Source organism: Luteimonas sp. TWI662 (assembly GCF_039673825.1).
GTDB lineage: Bacteria > Pseudomonadota > Gammaproteobacteria > Xanthomonadales > Xanthomonadaceae > Luteimonas.
Genome location: NZ_JBDJMI010000013.1, coordinates 58011 through 82045 on the forward strand (window position 1 = coordinate 58011; position 24035 = coordinate 82045).

Sequence of the window (24035 nt, forward strand, 5' to 3'; positions counted from 1 at the left end):
TCCTCTACCGGCTTCGACCGATTCACCGGCGGCAGCCTCAGTCCGGCGCGCGGTCCCCGCAACCGATCGCCGGCCATTCCGGCGCGCAGCGCGCGGTTGAAGGCACGTGCACACCCGCCCCATCCACGTTGAACAGGCCGTCCGCCGCAGGTACTGTCGTCGCGGCCTGCTGGCGCCGGGTCTGCTCAGCTCGTAGGCCGCGCTGCTCCCGGGCTGCCGCGTCCGCCAGTGCCCGGTCGGCGAGGCCGACCTGCAAATCGCCTCCGACATAGGTGATGACGTAATTGTCCAGCCCCGTGCCAGCGGCGTCCGAGACATCGATGGCGTAGCGGCCCGGTGCTGCAGTGACCGGCGTACCCGCGCTGTGCAACCGCACGGAGTGCACGGTGTCTGCGCGGCGAAGTCCCTCCACAGTGTGGGCAGTGGGTGTCAGTGCACGTCCGATCGGCTTGAACGCGTCCAAGGCAGTGATGGTCAGGCTGGCCTTGTCGATGGTCAGCACGCCGTCGATGGCAGTGACGACGTAGTTGCCGTTGGCAAGCGCGGAGGCATCGATGGTGTAGTGGCCCACGTTCTCGCCGGCTTCTCGGGTGAGTGCGCCCGTGAGGGTGTCGGCACCGACGAGGCTGCCTTCGGTCACCGACCAGGTGAGGGTGGGATCGGCATTGCCATAGACCTTGGCCAGGCTGTCGGCGGTGACGGTGATTGCTCGCGGGTCGATGGTGAGCACGCCGTCGATGGCAGTAACGACGTAGTTGCCGTTGGCCAGCGCGGAGGCATCGATGGTGTAGCGGCCCACGTTCTCGCCGGCTTCGCGGGTGAGTGCGCCCGTGAGGGTGTCGGCACCGACGAGGCTGCCTTCGGTCACCGACCAGGTGAGGGTGGGATCGGCATTGCCGTAGACCTTGGCCAGGCTGTCGGCGGTGACGGTGATCGACCGCGGGTCGATGGTGAGCACGCCATCGATGGCGGTGATGACGTAGTTGCCGTTGGCCAAGGCCGAGGCATCGATGGTGTAGCGGCCCACGTTCTCGCCGGCTTCGCGGGTGAGCACGCCCGTCAGAGTGTCGGCACCAACGAGGCTGCCTTCGGTCAGCGACCAGGTGAGGGTGGGATCGGCATTGCCGTAGACCTTGGCCAAGCTGTCGGCGGTGACGGTGATCGCCCGCGGGTCGATGGTCAGCACGCCATCGATGGCGGTGATGACGTAGTTGCCGTTGGCCAAGGCCGAGGCATCGATGATGTAGCTGCCGACGTTCTCACCGGCCTCGCGGGTGAGCGCACCGGCCAGGGTGTCGGCGCCGACGAGATGGCCTTCGGTCACCGACCAGGTGAGGGTGGGATCGGCATTGCCATAGACCTTGGCCAGGCTGTCGGCGGTGACGGTGATCGCTCGCGGGTCGATGGTGAGCACGCCGTCGATGGCGGTGACGACATAGTTGTCATTGATCTGCACCGATGTGCCGATGGTGTAAGTGCCTGCGTTCTCGCCGCTCGAACGGACGAGGGTCACGGTCATCGTATCGCTTGCGGCCAGGCTGCCCTCCTTGAACGACCAGGACAGCATTGGGTCCGTATCCCCGTAGACCTTGCGGGCGTCGTGTGCGGCGATGGTGATCGCCCGCGGGTCGATGGTCAGTACGCCGTCGATGGCAGTGACGACGTAGTTGCCGTTGGCCAGCGCGGAGGCATCGATGGTGTAGCGGCCCACGTTCTCGCCGGCTTCGCGGGTGAGTGCGCCCGTGAGGGTGTCGGCACCGACGAGGCTGCCTTCGGTCACCGACCAGGTGAGGGTGGGGTCGGCATTGCCGTAGACCTTGGCGAGGCTGTCGGCGGTGACGGTGATCGCCCGCGGGTCGATGGTGAGCACGCCATCGATCGCAGTGACGACGTAGTTGCCGTTGGCCAGCGCGGAGGCATCGATGGTGTAGCGGCCCACGTTCTCGCCGGCTTCGCGGGTGAGTGCACCCGTGAGAGTGTCGGCACCAACGAGGCTGCCTTCGGTCACCGACCAGGTGAGCGAGGGATCGGCATTGCCGTAGACCTTGGCGAGACTGTCGGCGGTGACGGTGATCGCCCGCGGGTCGATGGTCATGCTCGCATCGCCGTAGCTGATGTCATAGCCCTGCTGGCCCGAGTACAGGCCTGACAAAACAAGTGAACCATCCGTCGTGCGGTAGACGCCCACATTCCCGGACCGGGTCATGTAGGCGAGGCTGCCATCCAGCAGGGCGCCGCTGATGCTGGTGTCATAGGCGGCGATGCCCGTGGCAACGGTGCCGTCGTAAACCGTCCTCGGGAAGGTCGACGCCGTCACATCGATCGGAGTGAGAAAGCTGCGCAGCAGTGGCGTGCCGTGACCCTCGTAGAGGCGCCAGATGCTGCCGGTACCGCCACGCGTATCGAGATCGCTGCCCCAACTGGCAAACGTGCTGCGCTGGCCCAACTGCGCCAGCGTTCTGCCCGTGCCGACGCTGTTGCCTTCCCAGCCAGGTCCGCCCGCACCGCGATTGTTGATGGTGCCCGAGGCATCCGTGGTGGCGTAGAAGCTGCGGACGACACTGCTGGACGCCGTGCTCTGCCCCACCAGTCCACCCTTTTGCTGGCCGGACACGACCTGGCCCAGGGCATAGCTGTTGGCGACGTGGCCGTCGTTGTGATTGAAGCCAACCAGACCGCCTGCTGCGCCGACGACCGAATTGGGAACTTCGCTGGAGACCGAAACCGCTGCGTAGCTGGCGTCGACGCGGCTGCTGCTGCGACCGACGAGCCCCCCGGCGTACGACGTGTGATCGCTGGAAGCATGCACCGTGCCGGTGGCATAGCTGTTGGCGATGACGCTGCCGGTGGCGAATCCTACCAATGCGCCTGCGGTGACGTAACTGCCGCTGTGTCCTCTGACATTGGCATCCGCCAGACCGATGTTGGCGATCCTCGCACCTGAACCTGTGCGACCGAACAGGCCTGCATAGGTGAACGTGTTGCCGTCGTCGGTGGTGTAGGTGGGGCCGGCTGAAATGGTCAGACCTGACACCACGTGGCTGCGGCCGTCCAGGCTGCCGGTGAATCGGCTCGGATTGCTGTCGGTACGATTGTCACCAATCGGCACGAAACCGCTGCAGGTGCCGGCACTGCAGTTCCAGCCCCGCGTCCCACTTGCGTCGATGTCGTTCGCCAGCGCGAAGTGTCCGGTCAGGAACCCGACCATTCCCTGCAAGCCGTAGATGTCGGTCAGCTGGTACGGCGTGTCGGCTTGGGCGCCATCGCCCCCCAGCACACGCAGAAAACTACCGCCGCCGAGGCGGAAGTCGCGGGCGCTGAAGTCGGGCAGGTTGGGGCCGCGTTGCGACCAGTTTCCGCGATCAAGGGCAAACGTACCCAGGTCGAGGGTCGCATGTGCGGAGATGCCTGCACCCGCGTCGAGTTGCAGTCCGCCGGCGGGCGCCACGATCGCGGCGTCAAGGAGGATGTTCTGGTGGGCGCTGAGCGACAGCGTGGTATCGGCGCTCCAGGCCAGTGCGCCCAGGACCTGAACGTCGCCCGGATCGCTGGCCGAGGGCGTTGAAATCAGCGCGACGTTGGTGTTTTCCAGGTTGGCCTGGAGTGTCTGGGCAAGAAGCTTGCTTCCAGGTTGACCGACATCGCCCGGCCTCACCGCGAGATGCGTCGTTTCCATCGTCCACGCACCGGTCCGGCCTGCGTCCGCACGGGTCGAGATCCGGGCATCGTCGTGGATGCGCACATGTGTGCCGCTGGTGCGGACGGTGCCGCCATTGCCGGAGTCGGGCGCGCTGGCGTCCAGCGATCCGGCCACTTCGACCGCGCCACCTCTGGAGTGGCCAGCGAGGTGGATTGTGCCTGCGAGCTCGCCGACAGTGCGGGCGCGGACGGTGCCGGTGTTGTTGATGAGCGTCTGCAGCGTGGCGTCGACTGCGCGTCCGGTCAGCAGCACCTGGCCGCCATCGGCATGGATCTGGCCGTGATTCTCGACCAGCGCACCGACGGCGCCGGCCTGGAGGCTGGCACCGCCGTCGCCTGGATCCAGGGTGATGGTCCGGCCAGAGGCGAGGGTGATACGACCGCGCGGGGCTTCGATCTGTCCGTGGTTGGCAACCTTCCCACCCAGGAGCGTGATGCTGCCACCATGTTGGGCCGTCAACTCGCCATGATTGGCGATCGAAGCGGAAGGGGCGTTGCTCGCAGTGTTGAAGTGCAGGGTGCCGGTCAGGAAGTCGTCATTGCTGATGTCGAGCGTGGAGGCGACCAGTGCGCCCACATCGACTCGCGCGCCCTGGCCGAACACCACGCCTGCGCTGTTGACCAGGAACACGTGCCCGGGTGCTTCAATGCGGCCGTTGATGTAGCTGATGTCGCCGCTAGTCACGCGATTGAGCAGGACATCGCCGCTGGCCTGGTCGATACGCAGCAGCTTGTCTGCGCCCACGTTGAAGCTGTGCCAGTCGATCGCGGCGCGATGTGCAAACTGCTCAATGCGCATGCCGTCTTTATTCTGGGTAATACTCGAGATTCCTCGATAGCTTTGGATGCCGGTGGGGAGCGCGTCCGACGCGACCTGTGCCCAGGCGCTGCCACCGGCCAACGCGATCGCGACCGCAAGCGTCGAGGGCAGGCGCAAGCGCCGTGGACTGGCGCCGCGGCCGCACGAGTGGCAGGCCAGCTCGGAGGCGACCTGGATGCGGCCGAGGATACGGTTGAAGACAAGGCTGTAGATTCGATTCATGGTGGAGTCCTCAGAACGTCATGCCGAGACGGGCCCAGATCTGGGTGCCGTCGTCATCAAAGGCGCGGTGGCGGGCAGTCGGCCGCGCCGCGGTCAGATCCAGGCGCATGTCTGGCTGCCACGGCAGGCGCAGGCCGATGCCAACGCCAGCGCCTTCCAGGGCGATGGGCAGTGCGCCCCGGCGGCGGTTGTCGTCGGCCGGTGATACCCGGCCCCAGTCGTAGAACAGCGAGAACGTCAGCAGGTCGCGCCAGGTGCCGCCTTCGAGGGGGGATGCGCGATCGGCGAAGCCGGGGGCATCGACCTGGTACTCGAATGACGCCAGGACGCCGCGGTCGCCCAGTGCGCTCGACAACGGGAAGGCACGCACGCTGTCTGGCCCGCCGAGGCTGAACTGCTCGAGAGGTACCAGCGCATCCTCGGTGAACTGCGCACTGCCGCGCAGCAGCACGCGCTGGTTGCCCGGCAGGGCCTGCAGGCGGGCGAGCGACAGCTTGCTGACGAGGAAGTGCGATGCATGTGCCGGGTAGAGCCAGTTGAAGCCGGGCGATTCGTCGTTGATCGATTTGCGTACCGTGGCTTCGGCGACGTTGATGCCGCGCAAGCGCCGATCGGTATGGCGCAGGCGCACCCCGGTTTCCAGAACGTCGAACTTGTGGCGCGACAGCTCCATGCCCAGGCCGTCCAGGCGCGACTGTTCGTGGATCCAGCGTGCCGAGGCGCTGGCGGTGAGGCCAGCCGACTGCGCGAAGGTCCAGTCGAGGCCTGCGTAGCCGATGGTGGTCGGGCCGTGGATCTCCAGCGCCGCCATCGGGCCGGTATTGAGTTCCAGCTCGCTGCGGCTCAGGCCGAACACACCGCTCAAACCGGGCGTGTGGGCGAACGGCAGGTTGAGCGCGACGGCGGCCTGCCAGCTGTCGGCCGGGTCGACGCCATAGGCCAGGTTTGCCGACAGCGTGTCGCTCGCGCCCAGTACGTTGTACGCGGCGATGCCGGCTTCCACGCGGTATCGGCCCGTGGCATCGGTGCCGTGGTTGTTCACGCCCACGCGCACGCCATAGGGGCGGGCGTTGTCCTCGGCCTGCAGCAGCACGTCGGTTTCGCCCGGATTGAGGCCGGGGCGCAGAACAGGCGAAAGCGTGACGCCGGGCAGGTCGCGGGCATAGAGCAGGGCGCGCTCGAGTTCCCGCAGGTGGAGTGGCTTGCCGATCAGCGACAGGCTGCTGGCGGCGATCTGATCTTCGCGGTAGCGCTGGCTGCCATGCGTCAGGATCCGTCCGATGCTGCCTTCCAGCACTTCGATGCGCGCGATGCCGGTCTGGCTGATGTCCTGCGGCGGCAGATAGGCGTAGGCCACGACGAAGCCCGCCTGGCGATACAACCCCGTGATCTCTTCGGCGATCGCTTCGAGCTGCGCCAGGCTGGCCTGCGCCGGCAGCGGGCCGATGATCCGCGCCGCAGCGTCATTGGCGGCATCCTTCACGTGCTGTGCGGTGATGCCCTTGTCGGCGTGCTCGCCCGCACCCCTGACCGTGACGCCGCGCAGCAGCAGGGTTTCGCCAGCTGTCGGGCCGGATTCGACGGCAGGTGGCGCAGGGTCGTCGCCTGTCCGCGCCAGAGCAGGCTGAAGAACGGCGGCCAGGGCGAGGGCGAGGGCGCCGATGCCGGAATGACGTGTGGGGCGATGAATCGGTCGCATGCTTGGGAACTCCAGGTGGATACGGGTGCACTCGGGCGCACACGCGTCCTTGGCAAACGGACGGTGGGCGGAGCGCACAGGTGTGCGCCCAACGCGGATGCGATGCCGGGATTCCGGGAGCGGAGAGTGCGTGGCGACCGGATCCCCCGAGCGGTCAGCAGTGGTCTGTGGCAGTGCGGGTGGCACCGGGCAGAGGCGGCAGAGAAGTATGTAGACCGTTCCTGCGCGCAGGAATCACTGCAATTGGGTAATCGATCGAAAAATGCAGGTCAGTTGCGAGCCTGCGTCAGCAAGCCTGCGGCTCTGTTTTCAGGGCGTGCTGCACATCGCGTAGGTGCAGGCTGATCCGGGTGTGGCCCGCCCGCGACTGGATCTGGAGTTCCCCACCCAAGGCGCCTGCACGCGCCTGCATCGAGTGCATGCCAAGGCCTGCACCATGCTGGCGGACGTGGGGCGCGTCGAAGCCGACGCCATCGTCCTCGATCCGCAGTTCGAGCGCGCCCGGCATCGGGATGTGCAGGGTGACGTCGACGTTGCGTGCATCCGCGTGCTTGATGACGTTGGTCAACGCCTCTTCCAGCAACCGCTTCATTTCCAGGCACTGGCGTGCATCGGGCGGAACGTCCCAATGCGCGGGCACCTGCCAGCGGCTGTGGATGTCGAGCTCATCGAACAGGGTCGAAAATCGGTGACGGACGGGCGCGAGCCAGTCGGTGGGCGTTTGCGGGGGGACGGGGTCGGTGGCCGTGCCGCTGTCGATGATCTGGCGCAGGTCGTCTCGCAACGAACGCAGTGTCGACAGGTGACGGGCGTCATCGGACCTGCCGGTGCCGTGCCTCGGCTGCTCGGCCAGCGCAATGGCGCGGCCGAGCGCGGCGCCCAGGCTGTCGTGCAGGTCGTAACTCATCTGCAGGCGCTCTTTGAGGCGCGAGTTCGCGATTGCCAGTTCCCGCTCCTGCCGCAACGAGATTTCGAGGTCGGTGCATGCCGTCTCGACCGCGGCATTGAGACGTTGGCTGAAGCGCTCGACACGACGCATGTTGCGGGCCACACGTGCGGCGAGCACGATCGAAATGACGAGCGAGAGGGCAATCCCGGCAATGGGCGCATAGGCACCGCGCGTGTAGAGCAGTCCGTTGACTGCCAGCAGGTCGTGCGCGGCTGCGAACAGAAAGACAAGTGCCACGATGGCGAAGGGCCGGTTGCGTGCGTTCGCCCTGTGTGCGCTGCGTACGATAAGCTCGAGGCACGTCATGATGAACGCGCCCACCGCAACGAGTGCATTGATGGAAATGATCGAGGCGAGGAGCGCTTGAGGGGACAGCAGGATCGACGCGGCGCCCATGCCACCGAGCGCGGCCATGGCACGGGTCTGCCGGGTGGACGGCGCCTTCACCAGGAGCCGCAGCACAAACATCCGGAAACAGTAAGCGTATGCCAGCAGTGCGAGCGTGTTGGCTCGCATCAGTGTCTGGGTGTCGGGGAACGGCCAGGTGTCGGTGGCCAGGACGTTCCAGATGAAGCCGGCCCAGGCGAAGCTGGTCAGCGCGAACCAGCCGTGCTCGGCGCGGCGGCGATAGAAGAGCCACATCCCCGCAAACATGCCCCCCATGGCGAGCGAGAGGGTGAGGCTGACGGTGAACATGGTGCGCCGATGCAACTGCAGGGAGTCCATGAGTGCATGGGCCTGGGGCGCGTCGAGGAGATGCACCAGCCCGAGTCCTTGCGAGGGCTGTCCGTGGCCTTGCACCTTGAACCACAGGGTGTTGCGTCCCGGGCGCAGCCCCGATCCGGGCAGAATCCAGTGGCGCGGCATGTTCCAGCTGCGGGACATTGGCTCGTCGAGTTGCAGGTCAGCCCACAACAGGTCGTCGTTGGAGTAGACCGCCCCGGCCATCACGATGGACTCGATCACCAGCGACGGAGGCCCGGCTCTCTGCGTGCAGTCCGAGTGCCAGTCGATCCTGTACCAGACCGTGCCGTCGTGGCCGGGCCATCGCTGCGACCACCGGTCCGGCAGGGTGACCGGCACCCAGCCGGTGGCGGGGTGAGCGGCTGCGGCCTGCTGGGAACCCTCAACACCGCGCGCGGCGGAGATCGATTCGATGACCGGTGTGCAGCACCAGCCTGTGGTGGGCAGCAGCAGTAGCCACGTCAGCAGGCAGAGGGCGCGCTGGCGCAGCACGTGCGTCAGTACACCAGGCCTATTGAGCGGGCTTCGTTCACCGCGCGCGTGCGTGATGAGACTTCGAGCTTCCGGTACACGTTTTTGATGTGGCACTCGACCGTGTAGCGTGACAGGTACAAGGACTCGGCGATCTCGCGATTGCTCAGTCCCTTGGCGACGAGGGTCAAGATCTGTTGTTCCCGGGGACTGAGGCCTGCGCTGTCGGCGGCCGGCTCGCTTGGGGTGGCACTGAAGGGCAGTTCGGCGATGATGTGATGGGCGATGAATGGATCGATCGGAGCGCCACCGCGCAGAATGCTGCGGATCGACAGACTCACCTCCAGGTCATCGCGCTCCTTGAGCACGTATCCCGTTGCACCGGCGCGCAGCGCGGCATACAGCGTCCGCCGCGCGCTCCAGGCGGAGATCACCAGGATGCGCAGCGCCGGATCGGCGGCGCGGAGTTCCTTGATCAGGTCCAGGCCGTCCCCGTCAGGCAGCCGCAGGTCCACCAGCGCGATCGCGAACGGCCCGCTCCGGCTCAATGCGCGTGCCTGCGCAAGTGTGTCAGCACAGGTGATGGTACCAGCGCTATAGCCCAGATCCACCAGCAAACGTATCAGGCGTGCCTGGACGAGTGGTTCGTCTTCCACCAGGAGCAGCGGTGACGGGAGCGCGAGCGTTTGAGCGGGTATCATTCTCTGGAGCTTAACAAACCTGAACCAGTAATCAATAGGCCTCCTGCCATCCGAGCGCGTGTGGGTCCAGCGCACCGTGCGGAAACGGGCCGTGCAGATCGGAGCGCGCGGCGCCGAGGAGATACAATCGTTCGTTGATCTGCCTTCCCTATTCCTTACGGAGTCGTCATGTTTCTCCGCGCTGATCGTCTTGCCCAATTCGACCCCGAACTCGCCCAGGCCATCGCGCAGGAGGTCCGCCGGCAGGAGGATCACGTCGAGCTGATCGCGTCGGAGAACTACTGCAGCGCGCTGGTCATGGCCGCGCAGGGCAGCCAGTTGACCAACAAGTACGCCGAGGGCTACCCGGGCAAGCGCTACTACGGTGGTTGCGAGTACGTCGACGTCGCCGAGCAACTGGCGATCGACCGGCTCAAGCAACTGTTTGATGCCGACTATGCCAACGTGCAGCCGCACTCGGGCTCGCAGGCCAACCAGGCGGTCTACTTCGCGCTGCTGCAGCCTGGCGACAAGATCCTGGGCATGAGCCTGGCACACGGCGGCCATCTGACCCACGGCGCCAAGGTCAACGCCTCTGGCAAGCTGTTCGACGCGGTGCAGTACGGCGTGGACGATGCCGGGCTGATCGACTACGACGAGGTCGAGCGGCTCGCGCTCGAGCACAAGCCGAAGATGGTCGTCGCCGGGTTCTCGGCGTACTCGCAGAAGATCGACTGGGCGCGCTTCCGCGCGATCGCCGACAAGGTCGGTGCACTGCTCTTCGTCGACATGGCCCATGTCGCGGGTCTGGTCGCGGCCGGGGTCTATCCCAGCCCGCTGCCCCATGCGCACGTCGTGACCTCGACCACGCACAAGACGCTGCGCGGCCCGCGCGGCGGCATCATCGTCGCCAGTCGCGAAGGCGCGGGCGACGCGTTCGACGACATGAGCAAGAAGCTGCAGTCGATCGTGTTCCCCGGCATCCAGGGCGGCCCGCTGATGCACGTGATCGCTGCCAAGGCGGTCGCGTTCAAGGAAGCGCTGGACCCGGCGTTCAAGACCTACCAGCAGCAGGTGGTGAAGAACGCGCAGGCCATGGCGAAGGTGATCATCGAGCGCGGCTACAAGATCGTTTCCGGCAGCACCGAAAATCACTTGATGCTGGTCGACATGATCGGTAAGGACGTCAGTGGCAAGGAGGCCGAAGAAGCCCTGGGCCGCGCCCACATCACGGTCAACAAGAACGCCGTGCCCAACGACCCGCGCAAGCCGTTCGTGACCTCGGGCCTGCGCCTGGGGACGCCGGCGGTGACCACGCGCGGCTACACCGAGGCCGACTGCGCCGACCTGGCCCACTGGATCTGCGACGTGCTCGACGCACCGGCCGACGACAGCGTCATCGCCGCCGTGCGCGAGAAGGTCGCCGCGCAGTGCGCCAAGTATCCGGTGTATGGCTGATGTGGGCTGCATCGCTGCTTGCCGTGCTGGCAGCTGCGTCGTCGCAGGCGCAAGAAGGCAACGTCGTGCGCGACGCTGTCGTCGCTCCGATCTACGCCGAGGCTGGGCCTGAGGAGCTGTTGCTCTGTCCGGCCGGCACGACGCCTCGAATGGCGGAAGACCAGCTGCGCGAGCGTCTCGAAGCCTGGTATGGCGACCTGGTCGATCAGGACATCTCGGCCGCCGTGGATCCCATCTTGCGCGAGGCGCCCCGAGAGCTGCGCTACCCCAGACGGGCGCTGCGCGCCTATGGCGCTGGCCACGTTGTGGTGCTGATCCTGGTCGAGAAGGATGGCTCGGTGCCCGAAGCACTGGTGACCTGCAGTTCCGATCCGCTTTATGAGGCCAGTGCTGTCGAATTCGCGCTTGGGTATCGTTTCTTGCCGTCTACATTGCATGGCCAGCCGATCCGCTCGCTGGTCCGCCAGCCGGTCGAGTTCGGCACCCCCTAGCGCTGGATTTCCTCGGGAACCGGTATGCACTGCCCCTTCTGCCAGCACATCGATACCCGGGTGATCGATTCGCGCGCGTCCGAGGACGGCGCGACGATCCGCCGGCGTCGCGAGTGCGAGGCCTGCGGGGAGCGGTTCAGCACGCTGGAGACGATCGAGCTCAAGCTGCCTGCGATCATCAAGGGCGATGGTCGCCGGGAGCCGTTCGACGCGCGCAAGCTGCGCTTGAGCATGGACCGCGCGCTGCACAAGCGGCCGGTGTCGGAGGAGCAGATCGAGGCGACGGTGCGGGCGGTGGTGCACCAGTTGCGCATGACCGCCGAGCGCGAGGTCTCGTCGCGGCGAGTCGGCGAGTTCGTCATCGCCGAGCTGCGCAAGCTCGACCACGTCGGTTTCGTGCGGTTCGCCTCGGTGTACCGGGCATTCGAGGACGTGGCCGATTTCCGTGAGGAACTCGACCGGCTCGAGCGCGACCTGCCGGCCGATGCGCAACTGCCGCTGCTCGGCGGCGAGGCGCTGCCGCCCGGCCGGGGCGCGCGCAAGCGCTGACTGGCCGCGCCAACTGTGCGGTTGGCGAGATCGGAGGTCCGTGACCGCCGATGACGCGCCGAGCGCAGGCGCGCGCGCTGTGGCGAGGCCCGCCCCCTGATCGCCTGGAGACCCCCGCATGACCGACTTCGATACCGACGATCACCGCCATATGGCGCATGCGCTGGCGCTGGCCGAACGCGGCGCCTGGACGACGCGGCCCAACCCGATGGTCGGCTGCGTGCTGGTGCAGGGCGGCGCGGTCGTCGGCGAGGGCTGGCACCAGCGCAAGGGCGGGCCGCACGCGGAAGTGTTCGCGCTGCAGGCGGCCGGCGCGCGGGCGCAGGGCGCCACCGCCTACGTGACCCTCGAGCCGTGCGCGCATGTCGGCAGCACCGGGCCGTGCGCCGATGCGTTGATCGCGGCCGGGGTGACACGCGTGGTCGCGGCGATGCGTGATCCGTTCCCGCAGGTCGACGGCGCCGGCTTCGCCCGGTTGCGCGCGGCCGGGATCGCAGTCCAGGCCGGCTTGCTGGAAGCGCAGGCGCGCGCGCTCAATGCAGGCTTCCTGTCACGCGTCGAGCGCGGCCGGCCGTGGGTGCGGGTCAAGCTTGCCTGCAGTCTCGATGGCCGCACGGCGATGGCCGACGGCGACTCGAAATGGATCAGCGGGCCGCTGTCGCGGGCCGATGTCATGCGCTGGCGCGCACGCAGCGGCGCGATCCTGACCGGCAGCGGGACCGTGCTGGCCGACGATCCAGCGCTGACCGTGCGGCTCGAGGACGCGGCGTCGTTCGTGCCGCCGCTGCGTGTCGTGCTCGATGCTGGGCTCGCCTCGCTGTCGCGCCGACAGGTCCGCGATGCGGCCGCGCCCACGCTCTACCTGCACGCCGCCGATGTCGCGGTGCCGGCGGACCTGGGCTGCGAACACGCCGCGTTGCCGCGGCGCGACGGCCGGCTGGACCTGGCGGCGGCGCTGGCATTGCTGGCCGCGCGCGGGATCAACGAGGTCCAGGTCGAGGCCGGGCCCGTGCTGTCGGGCGCGCTACTGCGCGCCGGCCTGGTCGACGAGTTGCTGCTCTACGTCGCCCCGGTGCTGCTCGGCGAGCGCGCCCGGCCGCTGTTCGATGGCCTGGGCATCGACGCGATGGCGCGCCGGCTGCGGCTGGAAACGGTCGATGTTGCGCGTTTTGGCGACGACATCCGGCTGCAGCTGCGTCCGGTCGCAGCCGGCTGAGCCAGCCGCCCCGCGCCAAGGCACCGGATCGCGGCGCTTTCCTGCGCCCGGGAGTGGGAAAGCGCCAGACAGGCGCGTGAGGCCCGGCCCGGTGCAATGAAGCGTCCCGCCGCGCGGGGCAGGCGAGGGCCGCGGCGCTGCTAGAATGCCCGCGCCGGCCTGTCCGGCAACCAATCGAATGTCTTCAGGGCGGGGTGGAAGTCCCCACCGGCGGTAGGCGCGGCGACGCGCGAGCCCGCGAGCGCTGCCGGCGATGTGCGAGATCCTCGCATCGGCCCGGCAGGTCAGCAGACCCGGTCGAAGTCCGGGGCCGACGGTCAGAGTCCGGATGCAAGAAGACGACGTCATGCGTGGCCCCGCGGCCGCGCGCGCTGTCGCGTCCCGAACCGTTCCCATTCGGCACACCGTGCGGGCGACCGCGCGGACGGAGGCAGCGACATGTTCACCGGATTGATCGAAGGCGTCGGACGCCTGGTTTCCAACGAGTCCCGCGGCGGCGACGCGCGGCTGCGTATCGCGGTCGGCACGTTGCCGTTGGCGGACGTGGCGCTGGGCGAGAGCATCGCGGTCAACGGCGTTTGTCTGACGGTCGTCGCACACGACGACGCGCACTTCGAGGCCGATGCCTCGACCGAGACGCTGGCCCTGACCACGCTCGGTGCGCTGGCCGCGGGCCGACCGGTGAACCTCGAGCGCGCGATGCGCCCGACCGACCGGCTCGGCGGACATCTGGTCAGCGGCCATGTCGATGGCGTCGGCCGGGTGGCCTCGGTGCACGACGACGCGCGCGCGCAGCGCTGGCGCTTCCAGGCGCCGGCGGCGCTGCTGCGCTACGTCGCGCACAAGGGTTCGATCTGCGTCGATGGTGTCAGCCTGACGGTCAACGCGGTCGATGCCGACGGCTTCGAAGTGGCGCTGGTGCCGCACACCGTGGCGCACACTGCGTTCGGCGTCACCGCGGTGGGCGAGGCGGTCAACCTCGAGGTGGACCTGGTCGCGCGCTATGTCGAGCGCCTGCTCGCCAGCGGCGTGGTGCCGCCTGGAGCGCACGCATGAACTTCGCCCCGATCCCCGAACTGCTCGAAGAGATCCGCGCCGGGCGGATGGTCGTGGTCGTCGACGATGAGGACCGCGAGAACGAGGGCGACCTGATCATGGCCGCCGAACTGGTCCGGCCGTCCGACATCAACTTCATGGTCACCCACGGTCGTGGCCTGGTCTGCCTGCCGCTGACGGCCGACCGCGCGGCTCAGTTGGGCCTGGCGCCGATGGTGCGGGCCAACACCGCGCAGTTCCAGACCAACTTCACGGTCAGCATCGAGGCCGCCGAGGGCGTGACCACGGGCATCTCGGCGCACGACCGCGCGCATACCATCCGCACCGCGGTCCGGGCCAACGCGCGGCCGGAGGACCTGCACCAGCCCGGCCACATCTTCCCGCTGATCGCCCAGCCCGGTGGCGTGCTGACCCGCGCCGGCCACACCGAGGCCGGTGTGGACCTGGCGATGCTGGCCGGTCTTGAGCCGGCGGGCGTGCTGGTGGAGATCCTCAACCCCGACGGCAGCATGGCGCGTCGTCCAGAGTTGGAGGCGTTCGCGCGCGAGCACGGGCTGAAGATGGGCTCGATTGCCGACCTGATCGCCTATCGCCTGAGCACCGAGCGCACCGTCGAGCGCATCGACGAGCGCGAGATCGAGACCGAGTTCGGCCCGTTCCGGCTGGTGACCTATCGCGACCGGATCGCGCACGAGCTGCATTTCGCGCTGGTGCGCGGCACGCCGGATGCGGCGACGCCGACGCTGGTCCGTGTGCAGGTCGAGAACCCATTGGCCGACCTGCTGCACTGGCGCCGCGACGATTTCGGCGTCGCCGCCACCGATGCGCTGCGGGCGATCGCGGCCGAAGGGCAGGGCGTGATGGTCGTGCTGTCGGCGCCGCGCGATGCCGATGGCCTACTGGCGCGGCTGCGGCGCGAGCCGGTCGTGCGCCCCCCGGGCAAGGACAAGGATGTCGGGCAGTGGCGACGCAACGGCGCCGGCGCGCAGATCCTGGCCGACCTCGGCCTGGGCCGGCTGCGCGTGCTGGGCACGCCGCGCCGGCAGATCGGCCTGTCCGGCTACGGGCTGGAGGTCGTGGAGACCGTTCCGGCATGACGCGCGCTAAACTGGCCGGCCTGAGCGAGGCCCCATGCCCATGAGTCACATCGAAGGCGACCTGCGCGCCCCGGCCGGCGCGCGCTACGCGATCGTCGCCAGCCGCTGGAATCCCAAGATCACCGACGCCCTCGTCGCCGGCGCGCGCAAGGCGTTCGCCGACCACGGCGTCGCCGACGACGCGGTCGACGTGGTGCGCGTGCCCGGTGCCTGGGAGATCCCGTTGGCGTGCGCGCGCCTCGCCGCGGCCGGCGGCCATGCCGCGCTGCTGGCCCTGGGCTGCGTGGTGCGCGGCGATACCCGGCACTACGAGCAGGTGGCCGACGGCTGTAGCGATGCGCTGATGCGTGTTGCGCTCGATGCCGGCGTGCCGGTCGCCAACGGCGTGCTCGCGGTCGAAGACTACAGCGACGCCGAGAAGCGGGCCGGCGGCAGCCATGGCAACAAGGGCGAGGAGGCGGCGCTGGTCGCCATCGAAATGAGCAACCTGCTGGACAAGATCGGATGACCCAGACCCGTAAACCCCATGGCGTCGACCCGGTGCTGCGCTCGCGCGCGCGCCGCCGCGCGCTGCAGGCCGTCTACGCGATGCAGATGTCGGGCGCGCAGGCGCGCGATATCGTCGCGCAGTTCGCCCACGAACAAGCCAAGGAGGTCGCCGATCTGGCGTACTTCGAGGATCTGGTACACGGCGTGGGCAGCCGTTACCGCGAGCTCGACGCCGCGCTGGCGCCGTTCCTCGATCGCGAGATCGACGAGGTCGACCCGATCGAGCGCGCGATGCTGCGCATCGCCGCCTACGAGCTGCAGCACCGCGTCGACGTGCCCTACCGCGTGGTCATCGACGAGGCCCTGCGCACGGTCAAGCGCTTCGGCTCCGAGCACGGCCACACTTACGTCAACGGCGTGCTCGACCGCGCCGCTGCGCAGTGGCGCGCGCCCGAGGTCGGGGCGTTGCGCAGCCGCTGACCGCCTTCGCGTCGCATTCCGGTGGCTGGCGAGTTCTCGCTGATCGATCGCATCCGCGCCCGCGTGGTGCGGCGGGGCGATGTGGTGCTGGGCATCGGCGATGACGCCGCGCTACTGACGCCCGAGGCGGGCGGGCAGCTCGTGGTGGCGATGGACACGCTCAATGTCGGCGTGCATTTTCCCGGCGACACCGCCGCCGCCGACATCGGCTGGAAAGCGCTGGCGGTCAATCTGTCGGACCTGGCGGCGATGGGCGCGCGACCGGCCTGGTGCACCTTGTCGCTGTCGCTGCCGACCCCCGATACGGAGTGGATCGACGCCTTCCTCGACGGCTTCGACGCGCTGGCGCGTCCGCACGCGGTCGCGTTGGTCGGTGGCGACACCACGCGCGGCCCGCTGTCGGTCTGTGTCGCGGTCCACGGCTTCGTCGCGCCTGGCCACGCCCTGCGGCGCGATGGTGCCCAGGTCGGCGACGACGTCTGGGTCAGCGGCTCCCTGGGCGATGCGGCCGCCGCACTTGCGCAGTGGACGCAGGGCGGGGCGCGCGATACCGAATTGCGTCGCCGGCTCGACCGGCCGGACCCGCGGCTCGCGCTGGGTCAGGCGCTGGTGACGCATGCGCATGCCGCGATCGACGTGTCCGATGGCCTGCTGGCCGATCTCGGCCATCTCTGCCGGGCGAGTGGGGTGGCTGCGCAGGTCGATGTCGATGCGCTGCCGGCCTCCGCGGCGTTGCGGCGCGCGATCGCCGACCCTGGACAACATCGTACGTTGCAGGCCACGGGCGGCGACGACTACGAGCTGTGTTTTACCGCGCCCCAGCATGCGCGCGCGGCGATCGCCGCGATTGCGCGGGCCAGCGGGATCCCGGTCACCCGGGTCGGGTGCATCGTGGCCGGCGACGGCGTCGTCGCGCGCACGGGCGACGGTGCCGCCTGGACGCCCGCCCGCGCCGGCTGGGACCACTTCGCCGGTTGAATCAGCGCGATGCGGTGTCCGGCACCGGACGGGTGCGCACCTCGTCGGGCAGCAGGCTCAGCACTTCGTCGATGATGCCGGGCAGGGACTGCTCGCTGTAGCCGCGATGCGTGAAGGCGACGCGGCCGTCGCGGTCGAGCATGAACATGTGCGGCAGCGTCCTTACCCCGTAGAGATCGCTGATGCGGCCGCGCGGGTCCGGGACCCAGGTCAGGTCGATGTCGCGGTTCTTGCGGACCACGTCGATGAAGTCGGCGCGCGGTTCCTTGTAGTTGACCGCGACGACCTCGAGCGCATCCCGGCCGACCACGCGCTGGAAATGGCCCAGGACCGGCAGTTCCTTGCGGCAGGGCGGGCACCATGAGGCCCAGAAGGTCACGATCACGACCTTGCCGCGCAGCGCGGCAAGATCCACCTCGCGGCCGGCGCGATCCTTGCCGAGCAACGGCGGCGGCACGCTGCCGACCGGCGGTGGTGTCGCCTCCTGGGCGCACGCGCCGCCCATCGCAGCGGTGAGCAGCGCGCAGGCCAGCACGCAGCTGACGATCGATCGCCTCATCCCTGAATCCCCTGTGGTTCCCCGCGCCGATCTTCGCATGCGCGGGGCCTGATACGTACTGGGTCTCGCCAGGGGCGGTGCGTTCGCGCGGCGATCGACACGCACGAATGCGTTTGATCGGGTATCGCTGCCTCGCGGATCGATGCACGCCGCCCGCGCGGCGCGGACACACGCTCAATCGTCCGCGCGGAACGCGTCCTCGATCCAGCGCAGGGTCGGCGCGGCCGCATCGCCGGTGGTTTCGACGACATCGAAGCGACAGGGCAGGTCGCGCAGTCGGGGCTGGCGCGACAGGAACAACTGCGCTGCCAGTACGATCCGACGGCGCTTGCCGGCATCGATCGAGGCCGCGCCGCCGCCGAAGCGCAGGGTGCGCCGGTGCCGCACCTCGACGAACACGACCGTCGCGGCCGCGCCGCGCGCGTCGCGCATGACCAGGTCCAGCTCGCCGCCGCGGTAGCCGACGTTGGCGGCCAGCAGCGTCAGTCCGGCCGCCTGCAGGTGGGCCAGCGCCGCCCGCTCGGCGGCCTGGCCGTCGCTGCGGCGCTCGTTCAACCGCCAGCGTCCGCCTGCGCGACCACGCGGCCGTCGCGCCAGGTCGCCCAGGCCGGCTGGCGCACGACCTGGCCGCCGGGGCCGATGCGCAGCATGCCGGTGGCGCCGCCGATACCGGCCTCGGCATTGCGGCTCAGATGTTCGAGGTAGCCGCTCAGCAGCCAGGCATCGAAGCCGAACGCGAACAGCCGCGCCGCGCCGCCGCGCGCGGTCGGCAGGTCGCGCGCGATCGTCGCCTGCGGCGGCAGCGAGCGCGCGCTGGCCCCGGTGGACCAGCTTTCGGTGGGGAACATGATGCCGTCCAGGATCTGGTCTTCCTCCGGCTTGCCGGTGCCTGCGGTCAGCTGCGAGGTGCCCAGGCGCAACCGGCTGCCGAGCCCGGCGACCGACAGCTGGGGGGCGATCACGCGCGCCTGGTTGCCGCGGATCGCCAGGAACACCGCATCCACGCCCGCGCCGGCGGTCACCGCATTGCGGAAGGCGGCGGTCTGGTCGACCGGGGTGTCGCCGACGACCGCGATCGTGCTGACGATGGTGCCGCCGGCCTGGGTCAGACGCGCGCGCAGGGCGTCGACGCTGCGCCGTGCATTGTCGTCGCCATTGCTGAGCACCAGTACATTGCGCGCGTTGCGGCGCAGCAGGTACTGCGCGGCCGCATCGCCTTCGTCCTCCGGCGCCAACGAGAACGCCGCGGCGTTCTGGGGGGGCGTGGTCGCACCGCGGTTGAGCGCGAGCAGCGGCACCGCCGAGGCCGACTGCATGACCGCGTCGACCTCGTCGCGGCCCAGCGGCCCGACGATCTGGTCGGCGCCCTCGGCGATCGCGCGGGCATAGGCCCCGGCGGCGCCGGCCGGCGTGCCGGCGGTGTCGTAGAAGGCCAGTTCCGGCCGCGTGCGGCGCTCGCCGTAGTAGCCGGCCAGCAGGCCGTCCCGGACCGGACCGGCGGCGGTCGCCAGCGCGCCGCTCATCGGCAGCAGCACCGCGAGCTTGCGCGGCGGGCGGTAGCCGTCGGATTCGGCGGGCGGGCGAGCGTCGTCGAACTGCCAGCGGCCCGGCTCGGCGGGGGCGACGTCGCTGGCCCCTGGGCCGGCGGTGCCGGTGGTGCGCACGGTCGCGCACCCGGCGATCAGCGCCACCAGGGCCACGGCCACCATCGGGCGGGTGGCGCTGCCGGGACGGAGGACGCGCGGGGTCGCGTGCGCGGTCTGGGCCTGGGTTGCTGTCATGTCGCGGTTCCGCTGCGGGATAATGGCCGCATTCTAGCGTTCCGCTGTGGAGACGATGACTGCATCCGCCCGCCCCATGCCCGCGCCGGGCGTCCTGCACGTCGTCGCCACGCCGATCGGCAACCTGGGCGATCTGTCGCCCCGCGCGCAGCAGGTGCTGCGCGAGGTCGATGCGATCTGCGCCGAGGACACCCGGCACACCCGCCAGTTGCTCGGCCATTTCGGCATCGAGCGACCGCTGGTCGCGCTGCACGAGCACAACGAGGACGGGCTGGCGGCGCGCCTGGTGGAGCGCCTGCGCGGCGGCGAGGCCCTGGCGCTGGTCAGCGATGCGGGCACCCCGCTGGTCAGCGATCCGGGTTTCCGACTGGTCGCGGCCGCGCGCGCGGCCGGCCTGCGGGTGTCGCCGGTGCCGGGCCCGAGTGCCTTGATTGCGGCGCTGAGTGCGGCCGGGCTGCCCAGCGACCGGTTCGTGTTCGAAGGGTTTCTGCCGGCGAAGGCGGGCGCGCGGCGCGAACGGCTGCAGGCGCTCGCCGCCGAGCCGCGCACCTTGTTGTTCTACGAGTCCTCGCACCGGATCGACGCAATGCTCGCCGACGCCGTCGCGGCATTCGGTCCCGCGCGCCGCGCGGTGGTCGCCCGCGAACTCACCAAGTTGTTCGAGACCGTGCTCGACGGCGACCTGGCAGCGTTGCACGCGCGCGTCGTCGCCGACGCCGACCAGCGCAAGGGCGAGTTCGTCGTGCTTGTCGAAGGCGCGCCCGCTTCCGAGGATGCAGCACTGGCGGAAGGGCGGCGGCTCTACGCCGCGCTCGCGCGACACTTGCCGCCGTCGACCGCGGCCAAGGTCGCCGCCGAACTCAGCGGCGCGCCGCGCAAGGCGCTCTACGGCCAGGGAACTCAGGACGCCTGAACGGGTCGAATGGCATCCGTCGCAAGGATGCCGATCGCATGTCCCGAGCCCTCCGCCGTCTGGCGGCCTTCATGTTCTGTTTCGTGCTGGCCGGTTGTGCCTTCCGCGTGCAGGAATCGCATCTCGTCCGGCCGATGCCGGCGCCGCCGACCGATCTGGACGCGCTGCGTGCCGCCTACCCGGCCCACACCGCGACCGAGACGCGGATCGAGACCGCCGATGGCGCCTCGCTGTACCAACTGCGGTTGCAGCGGCCCGACGCCCGCGCGACGGTGCTGTACTTTGGCGGTAACGGCTATCGCATCGGGTTGCATGCCAAGTTCGCCCTGCGGGCCTACGAGGCATTGCCAGTGGATCTGGTGCTGGTCGATCACCGCGGCTACGGTGGCAGCACCGGGACACCGACCATCGCCGCGCTGCAGGCCGACGCGCTGCAGGTCTACGATGCGCTGCGCGCCGAGACCGCGGCGTCGGGCCGGCCGCTGATCGTGCACGGGCAATCGCTGGGCAGTTTTCTTGCCGGCCATGTCGCCGATGCGCGCACGCTCGATGCCGTGATCCTCGAAAGTTCGATGACGACGACCGAGGACTGGGCCGCGGCGATGCGCGCGCGGTCGGGGTTCTGGACGCGGCTGGCAGTGCGCGGCTTCGACATTGCGCCGGCCTTGCGGCAGGCCGGCAACCTCGAGATCGCCAGGCGACTGGACGAGCCGGTGCTGTTCGTCGTCGGCGAACGCGACGTCGTCACTGCGCCGCGGTTCTCGCAGGCGCTGTACGACGCGACGCCGCTGCCGCCCCAGGACAAGCGCCTGGAGGTCGTGCCCGAGCGCGGCCACAACGACGCGTCGTCCTCGCCCCAGTTCCGCGCCGCGATGCTGGCGCTGCTGGATCGCGTCGAGCGCGATTGAGGGGGTGGTCGCGCAGGTTGCCGGTATGCATGAAACGCACCGCGTGGCGAGGTGCTCCAAGCCGAGGCTGCCACGCCTGGAGTGGCATGCGACAATGCGCGCCGGCGGAGTCGGCCGGACAGTCGCGTCGTCGGCCTTCACTTCGGTGGAGACCGGCGCCGAGGAAAGTCCGGGCTCCACAGGGCACGGTGCCAGGTAACGCCTGGGCGGCGCGAGTCGACGGAAAGTGCAACAGAAAGATACCGCCAGCGGCCCGGTCGTCTCCGGACGGCCTGGTGCGGGCAAGGGTGAAATGGTGCGGTAAGAGCGCACCGCGAGCCTGGTAACAGGCCGGCACGGCAAACCCCACCGGGAGCAAGACCAAATAGGGACCTCATGACGCGGCCCGCGTCGGGTCCGGGTAGGTTGCTTGAGCGTATCGGTGACGATGCGCCTAGAGGAATGACTGTCCACGACAGAACCCGGCTTATAGGCCGGCTCCGCCACCTGATCGAAAGCGGCTGATCTCCCCTGCAGCGCAGGGGAGGTCGGCACGTGCTGCGGGCTGGACGGGCTGCGTTGATCGAGATGCGGCGCGCTCGTCGAGGTCGCGGCGTGATGGAACGCAGTGAGTAGAGAAAGGCCCGATCCTGCGACCGTCCGCCCCCGCCCCAGTCCTCCTCCGCAGGTGGGGAGGGCGCAGGCGTCCGCCCCCGCCCCAGTCCTCCTCCGCAGGTGGGGAGGGCGCAGGCGTCCGCCCCCACCCCAGTCCTCCTCCGCAGGTGGGGAGGGCGCAGGCGTCCGCCCCCGCCCCAGTCCTCCTCCGCAGGTGGGGAGGGCGCAGGCGTCTGCCTCCACCCCAGGCCTCCCCCGCAGGCGGGAGAGGGCGCATGGCGGGTTCGCATTGCATGCGAGGTCTCCCTGCAGCGCCGCGTACCGATCACCTCCCCCGCACCGCGGGGGAGGTCGCGCGCGCAGCGCGCGGGTGGGGGCGGGTTGGGGGCGGGGCTCTCGTCGCTTAGGTGAGACAAACGCGACATTTCTGCGCGTCAACCCGTCGCACCCCGGCGGTCGGCCTGCGTATGCTGCATCGCAACATGACGATTCCGTAAAGGCCGCGTGACGGTGACGTTCAGGTCCAAAAGTGACGCATTCTCAAAATTTGAGACGAAACAGACGGTTGTGGATAAAGCTTGAACAAGTCTCTGAAGAGTGCCGCAAGTCATTGACGGGACAGGCGAAAAGCGCCGTACAAAGCTGTTGACAACCCGCAGACGCACTCCTAAGGTGGCGACACGTGGGGAAACCTGGGATTTCGTGGTTTTCCGGCGCACAAGCCCGCCGAAGACGGGCGCCACGAGGTAGGACGGACGTGTTCCAGGGCGAAACCGCCATCACCATCGACGACAAGGGCCGACTGGCGATTCCCACCGCCTATCGGGATGTCGTCGCGCGTGAGTGCGACAACCGTCTGGTGCTGACCTACAACCCCTTCGACGCCGGCAGCCTCTACCTCTACCCGTACAAGGTCTGGGAAGGCGTCCGCGACAAGATCAATGCGTTGCCGCGCACCCGCTCCACCAACCGCACCCTCCAGCTCAAGCTGGTCGGTGCGGCGATGGTCGTCGAGCCCGACGGCAACGGCCGCATCGGCATCCCCGCCAGCCAGCGCACGACCGTCGGCATCGAACGCAAGGCGGTGCTGGTGGGCATGGGGGACAAATTCGAACTCTGGAGCGAGCAGGCGCACCAAGCCCAGATCCGGCAGACGCTCAGCGACGCGGACATGGACGGTGACGACCTGGTCGGATTGCAGTTGTGACGGGCGGTGGTGCGGATGCCACGTCCGGCCACCTCCCGGTGTTGTACGCGCAAGTCCTCGAGGGCCTGTGTGTACGTGAAGACGGGCGGTACCTGGACGGCACGTTCGGACGCGGCGGCCACGCTGGCGGCGTCCTCGAACGCCTTGGCCCCGGAGGTCGACTGCTGCTGATGGACAAGGATCCCGACGCGATCGCAGTGGCCCAGGCGCGCTTCGGCGCCGACGTGCGCGTGGCCATCCGCCGCGGCAGCTTCGCTGCGCTCTCCGATTGGGACGCCGTGGTGCAGGCGCCGCTCGACGGCGTGCTGTTCGACCTGGGCGTGTCGTCGCCGCAGCTCGATGTCGCCGACCGCGGCTTCAGCTTCGGCAAAGACGGCCCGCTGGACATGCGCATGGACCCCGACACGGGCGAAAGCGCTGCGCAGTGGCTGGCGCATGCCGCCGAGGCGGAGATCGCCGACGTGCTGTGGACCTATGGCGAGGAGCGCATGAGCCGGCGCATCGCGCGGGCGCTCGTCGCGCGCCGCGCGCAGGCCCCGTTCGAGCGCACCGCGGACCTGGCGGCGGTCATCGCCGCGAACGTGCCGCGCGCCAAGCCCCAGCGCGGCCAGCGCGAGACCCATCCGGCGACGCGCTCGTTCCAGGCGATCCGGATCCACGTCAACCGCGAGCTGGCCGATCTGGAGGCCGGTCTCGATGCCGCGCTCCAGGTGCTGGCACCGGGCGGACGACTGGCGGTGATCAGCTTCCATTCGCTCGAGGATCGCATCGTCAAGCGCTTCATCGCGCGTCACGCCAAGGCGCCGGCCGGCAATCGCCGCCTGCCCGAAGCGCAGGCGTTCGTGCCGGTGCTGCGCATCGTCGCCGACGCCACCAAGGCCGACGCCGCCGAGCTGCACGACAACCCGCGCGCGCGCAGCGCCGTGCTGCGCGTGGCCGAGAAGCTGCCGGCCGCCGATGCGGAGGCTGCATGAA

Annotated in this window: 20 protein-coding genes, 1 other RNA gene and 1 riboswitch; of the genes, 14 read left to right on the top strand and 7 right to left on the bottom strand. The window is 69.3% G+C overall.

The window, feature by feature from the left end; all coding sequences use genetic code 11:
- Positions 1-37: 37 nt before the first annotated feature.
- From ABE488_RS10605 to ABE488_RS10620, 4 genes are all read right to left on the bottom strand, one after another.
- A complete protein-coding gene (locus ABE488_RS10605) occupies positions 38-4741 on the bottom strand; it encodes an MBG domain-containing protein (protein WP_346448293.1) in 4704 nt (1567 codons plus the stop codon).
- Between the two features lie 10 nt (positions 4742-4751).
- Entirely contained in the window at positions 4752-6440 is a 1689-nt protein-coding gene (locus tag ABE488_RS10610; protein ID WP_346445252.1) for a ShlB/FhaC/HecB family hemolysin secretion/activation protein, read from the bottom strand.
- Between the two features lie 286 nt (positions 6441-6726).
- Positions 6727-8625 (bottom strand): ATP-binding protein, encoded by a 1899-nt coding sequence (locus ABE488_RS10615; RefSeq protein WP_346448295.1) that lies wholly within the window; start codon positions 8623-8625, stop codon positions 6727-6729.
- A gap of 5 nt (positions 8626-8630) precedes the next feature.
- Positions 8631-9260 (bottom strand): response regulator transcription factor, encoded by a 630-nt coding sequence (locus ABE488_RS10620; RefSeq protein ID WP_346445250.1) that lies wholly within the window; start codon positions 9258-9260, stop codon positions 8631-8633.
- A gap of 213 nt (positions 9261-9473) precedes the next feature.
- On the opposite strand from ABE488_RS10620, the gene glyA reads away from it, so the two are divergent.
- The 9 genes from glyA to thiL all read left to right on the top strand — a co-directional run bounded on the left by glyA (position 9474) and on the right by thiL (position 17098).
- Positions 9474-10742 (top strand): serine hydroxymethyltransferase, encoded by a 1269-nt coding sequence (gene glyA, locus ABE488_RS10625; RefSeq protein ID WP_346448297.1) that lies wholly within the window; start codon positions 9474-9476, stop codon positions 10740-10742.
- Positions 10742-11233, top strand: a complete 492-nt coding sequence (locus ABE488_RS10630; protein ID WP_346448299.1) for an energy transducer TonB — start codon at positions 10742-10744, stop codon at positions 11231-11233. Before glyA ends, ABE488_RS10630 begins: the two co-directional genes overlap by 1 nt.
- 24 nt (positions 11234-11257) lie before the next feature.
- Positions 11258-11782, top strand: a complete 525-nt coding sequence (nrdR, locus tag ABE488_RS10635) for a transcriptional regulator NrdR (RefSeq protein WP_346445248.1) — start codon at positions 11258-11260, stop codon at positions 11780-11782.
- Between the two features lie 118 nt (positions 11783-11900).
- Positions 11901-12998, top strand: coding sequence for a bifunctional diaminohydroxyphosphoribosylaminopyrimidine deaminase/5-amino-6-(5-phosphoribosylamino)uracil reductase RibD (gene ribD, locus ABE488_RS10640; RefSeq protein WP_346448301.1), 1098 nt, complete (start codon positions 11901-11903; stop codon positions 12996-12998).
- Positions 12999-13174: 176 nt separating this feature from the next.
- A riboswitch (FMN riboswitch) is annotated at positions 13175-13342 on the top strand.
- Between the two features lie 94 nt (positions 13343-13436).
- The gene (locus ABE488_RS10645) at positions 13437-14054 is read left to right on the top strand and encodes a riboflavin synthase (RefSeq protein WP_346448302.1); all 618 of its coding nucleotides are present in this window, start codon (positions 13437-13439) and stop codon (positions 14052-14054) included.
- Positions 14051-15151, top strand: coding sequence for a 3,4-dihydroxy-2-butanone-4-phosphate synthase (ribB, locus tag ABE488_RS10650; protein WP_346448304.1), 1101 nt, complete (start codon positions 14051-14053; stop codon positions 15149-15151). The genes ABE488_RS10645 and ribB overlap by 4 nt, the downstream gene beginning before the upstream one ends.
- A 40-nt stretch (positions 15152-15191) precedes the next feature.
- On the top strand, positions 15192-15659 hold the full coding sequence (ribH, locus tag ABE488_RS10655) for a 6,7-dimethyl-8-ribityllumazine synthase (RefSeq protein WP_346448305.1): 468 nt from the start codon (positions 15192-15194) through the stop codon (positions 15657-15659).
- A complete protein-coding gene (nusB, locus tag ABE488_RS10660; protein WP_346448307.1) occupies positions 15656-16120 on the top strand; it encodes a transcription antitermination factor NusB in 465 nt (154 codons plus the stop codon). Before ribH ends, nusB begins: the two co-directional genes overlap by 4 nt.
- 21 nt (positions 16121-16141) lie before the next feature.
- Entirely contained in the window at positions 16142-17098 is a 957-nt protein-coding gene (gene thiL, locus ABE488_RS10665) for a thiamine-phosphate kinase (RefSeq protein WP_346448309.1), read from the top strand.
- Position 17099: 1 nt separating this feature from the next.
- Here thiL and ABE488_RS10670 read toward each other — a convergent pair whose 3' ends face one another.
- From ABE488_RS10670 to ABE488_RS10680, 3 genes are all read right to left on the bottom strand, one after another.
- Positions 17100-17657 carry a TlpA disulfide reductase family protein gene (locus ABE488_RS10670; RefSeq protein WP_346445242.1) on the bottom strand — a complete coding sequence of 186 codons (558 nt, stop codon included), beginning with the start codon at positions 17655-17657 and terminating at the stop codon, positions 17100-17102.
- A gap of 174 nt (positions 17658-17831) precedes the next feature.
- Entirely contained in the window at positions 17832-18212 is a 381-nt protein-coding gene (locus tag ABE488_RS10675) for a YraN family protein (protein WP_346448310.1), read from the bottom strand.
- Positions 18209-19438, bottom strand: coding sequence for a penicillin-binding protein activator (locus tag ABE488_RS10680; RefSeq protein ID WP_346448311.1), 1230 nt, complete (start codon positions 19436-19438; stop codon positions 18209-18211). The genes ABE488_RS10675 and ABE488_RS10680 overlap by 4 nt, the downstream gene beginning before the upstream one ends.
- A gap of 76 nt (positions 19439-19514) precedes the next feature.
- On the opposite strand from ABE488_RS10680, the gene rsmI reads away from it, so the two are divergent.
- The 5 genes from rsmI (at position 19515) to rsmH (ending at position 24034) form a co-directional block, all read left to right on the top strand.
- Complete coding sequence (gene rsmI / locus ABE488_RS10685; RefSeq protein WP_346445257.1) at positions 19515-20351, top strand: 16S rRNA (cytidine(1402)-2'-O)-methyltransferase; 837 nt, start codon at positions 19515-19517, stop codon at positions 20349-20351.
- Between the two features lie 38 nt (positions 20352-20389).
- Positions 20390-21259: an alpha/beta hydrolase gene (locus ABE488_RS10690; RefSeq protein WP_346448312.1), complete on the top strand. Its 870-nt coding sequence runs from the start codon at positions 20390-20392 to the stop codon at positions 21257-21259.
- Between the two features lie 106 nt (positions 21260-21365).
- Positions 21366-21744: RNase P RNA component class A (rnpB, locus tag ABE488_RS10695), an RNA gene on the top strand.
- An 866-nt stretch (positions 21745-22610) separates the two neighbouring features.
- Positions 22611-23060, top strand: a complete 450-nt coding sequence (locus tag ABE488_RS10700) for a division/cell wall cluster transcriptional repressor MraZ (protein ID WP_346445238.1) — start codon at positions 22611-22613, stop codon at positions 23058-23060.
- The gene (gene rsmH / locus ABE488_RS10705) at positions 23048-24034 is read left to right on the top strand and encodes a 16S rRNA (cytosine(1402)-N(4))-methyltransferase RsmH (protein WP_346448331.1); all 987 of its coding nucleotides are present in this window, start codon (positions 23048-23050) and stop codon (positions 24032-24034) included. The genes ABE488_RS10700 and rsmH overlap by 13 nt, the downstream gene beginning before the upstream one ends.
- Position 24035 lies beyond the last annotated feature (1 nt).

Coding starts and splice junctions, on each gene's coding strand:
- ABE488_RS10605 (WP_346448293.1), bottom strand. CDS start 4,741: ATGAATCGAATCTACAGCCTTGTCTTCAACCGTATCCTCGGCCGCATC.
- ABE488_RS10610 (WP_346445252.1), bottom strand. CDS start 6,440: ATGCGACCGATTCATCGCCCCACACGTCATTCCGGCATCGGCGCCCTC.
- glyA (WP_346448297.1), top strand. CDS start 9,474: ATGTTTCTCCGCGCTGATCGTCTTGCCCAATTCGACCCCGAACTCGCC.
- ABE488_RS10630 (WP_346448299.1), top strand. CDS start 10,742: ATGTGGGCTGCATCGCTGCTTGCCGTGCTGGCAGCTGCGTCGTCGCAG.
- nrdR (WP_346445248.1), top strand. CDS start 11,258: ATGCACTGCCCCTTCTGCCAGCACATCGATACCCGGGTGATCGATTCG.
- ribD (WP_346448301.1), top strand. CDS start 11,901: ATGACCGACTTCGATACCGACGATCACCGCCATATGGCGCATGCGCTG.
- ABE488_RS10645 (WP_346448302.1), top strand. CDS start 13,437: ATGTTCACCGGATTGATCGAAGGCGTCGGACGCCTGGTTTCCAACGAG.
- ribB (WP_346448304.1), top strand. CDS start 14,051: ATGAACTTCGCCCCGATCCCCGAACTGCTCGAAGAGATCCGCGCCGGG.
- ribH (WP_346448305.1), top strand. CDS start 15,192: ATGAGTCACATCGAAGGCGACCTGCGCGCCCCGGCCGGCGCGCGCTAC.
- nusB (WP_346448307.1), top strand. CDS start 15,656: ATGACCCAGACCCGTAAACCCCATGGCGTCGACCCGGTGCTGCGCTCG.
- ABE488_RS10670 (WP_346445242.1), bottom strand. CDS start 17,657: ATGAGGCGATCGATCGTCAGCTGCGTGCTGGCCTGCGCGCTGCTCACC.
- ABE488_RS10680 (WP_346448311.1), bottom strand. CDS start 19,438: ATGACAGCAACCCAGGCCCAGACCGCGCACGCGACCCCGCGCGTCCTC.
- rsmI (WP_346445257.1), top strand. CDS start 19,515: ATGCCCGCGCCGGGCGTCCTGCACGTCGTCGCCACGCCGATCGGCAAC.
- ABE488_RS10690 (WP_346448312.1), top strand. CDS start 20,390: ATGTCCCGAGCCCTCCGCCGTCTGGCGGCCTTCATGTTCTGTTTCGTG.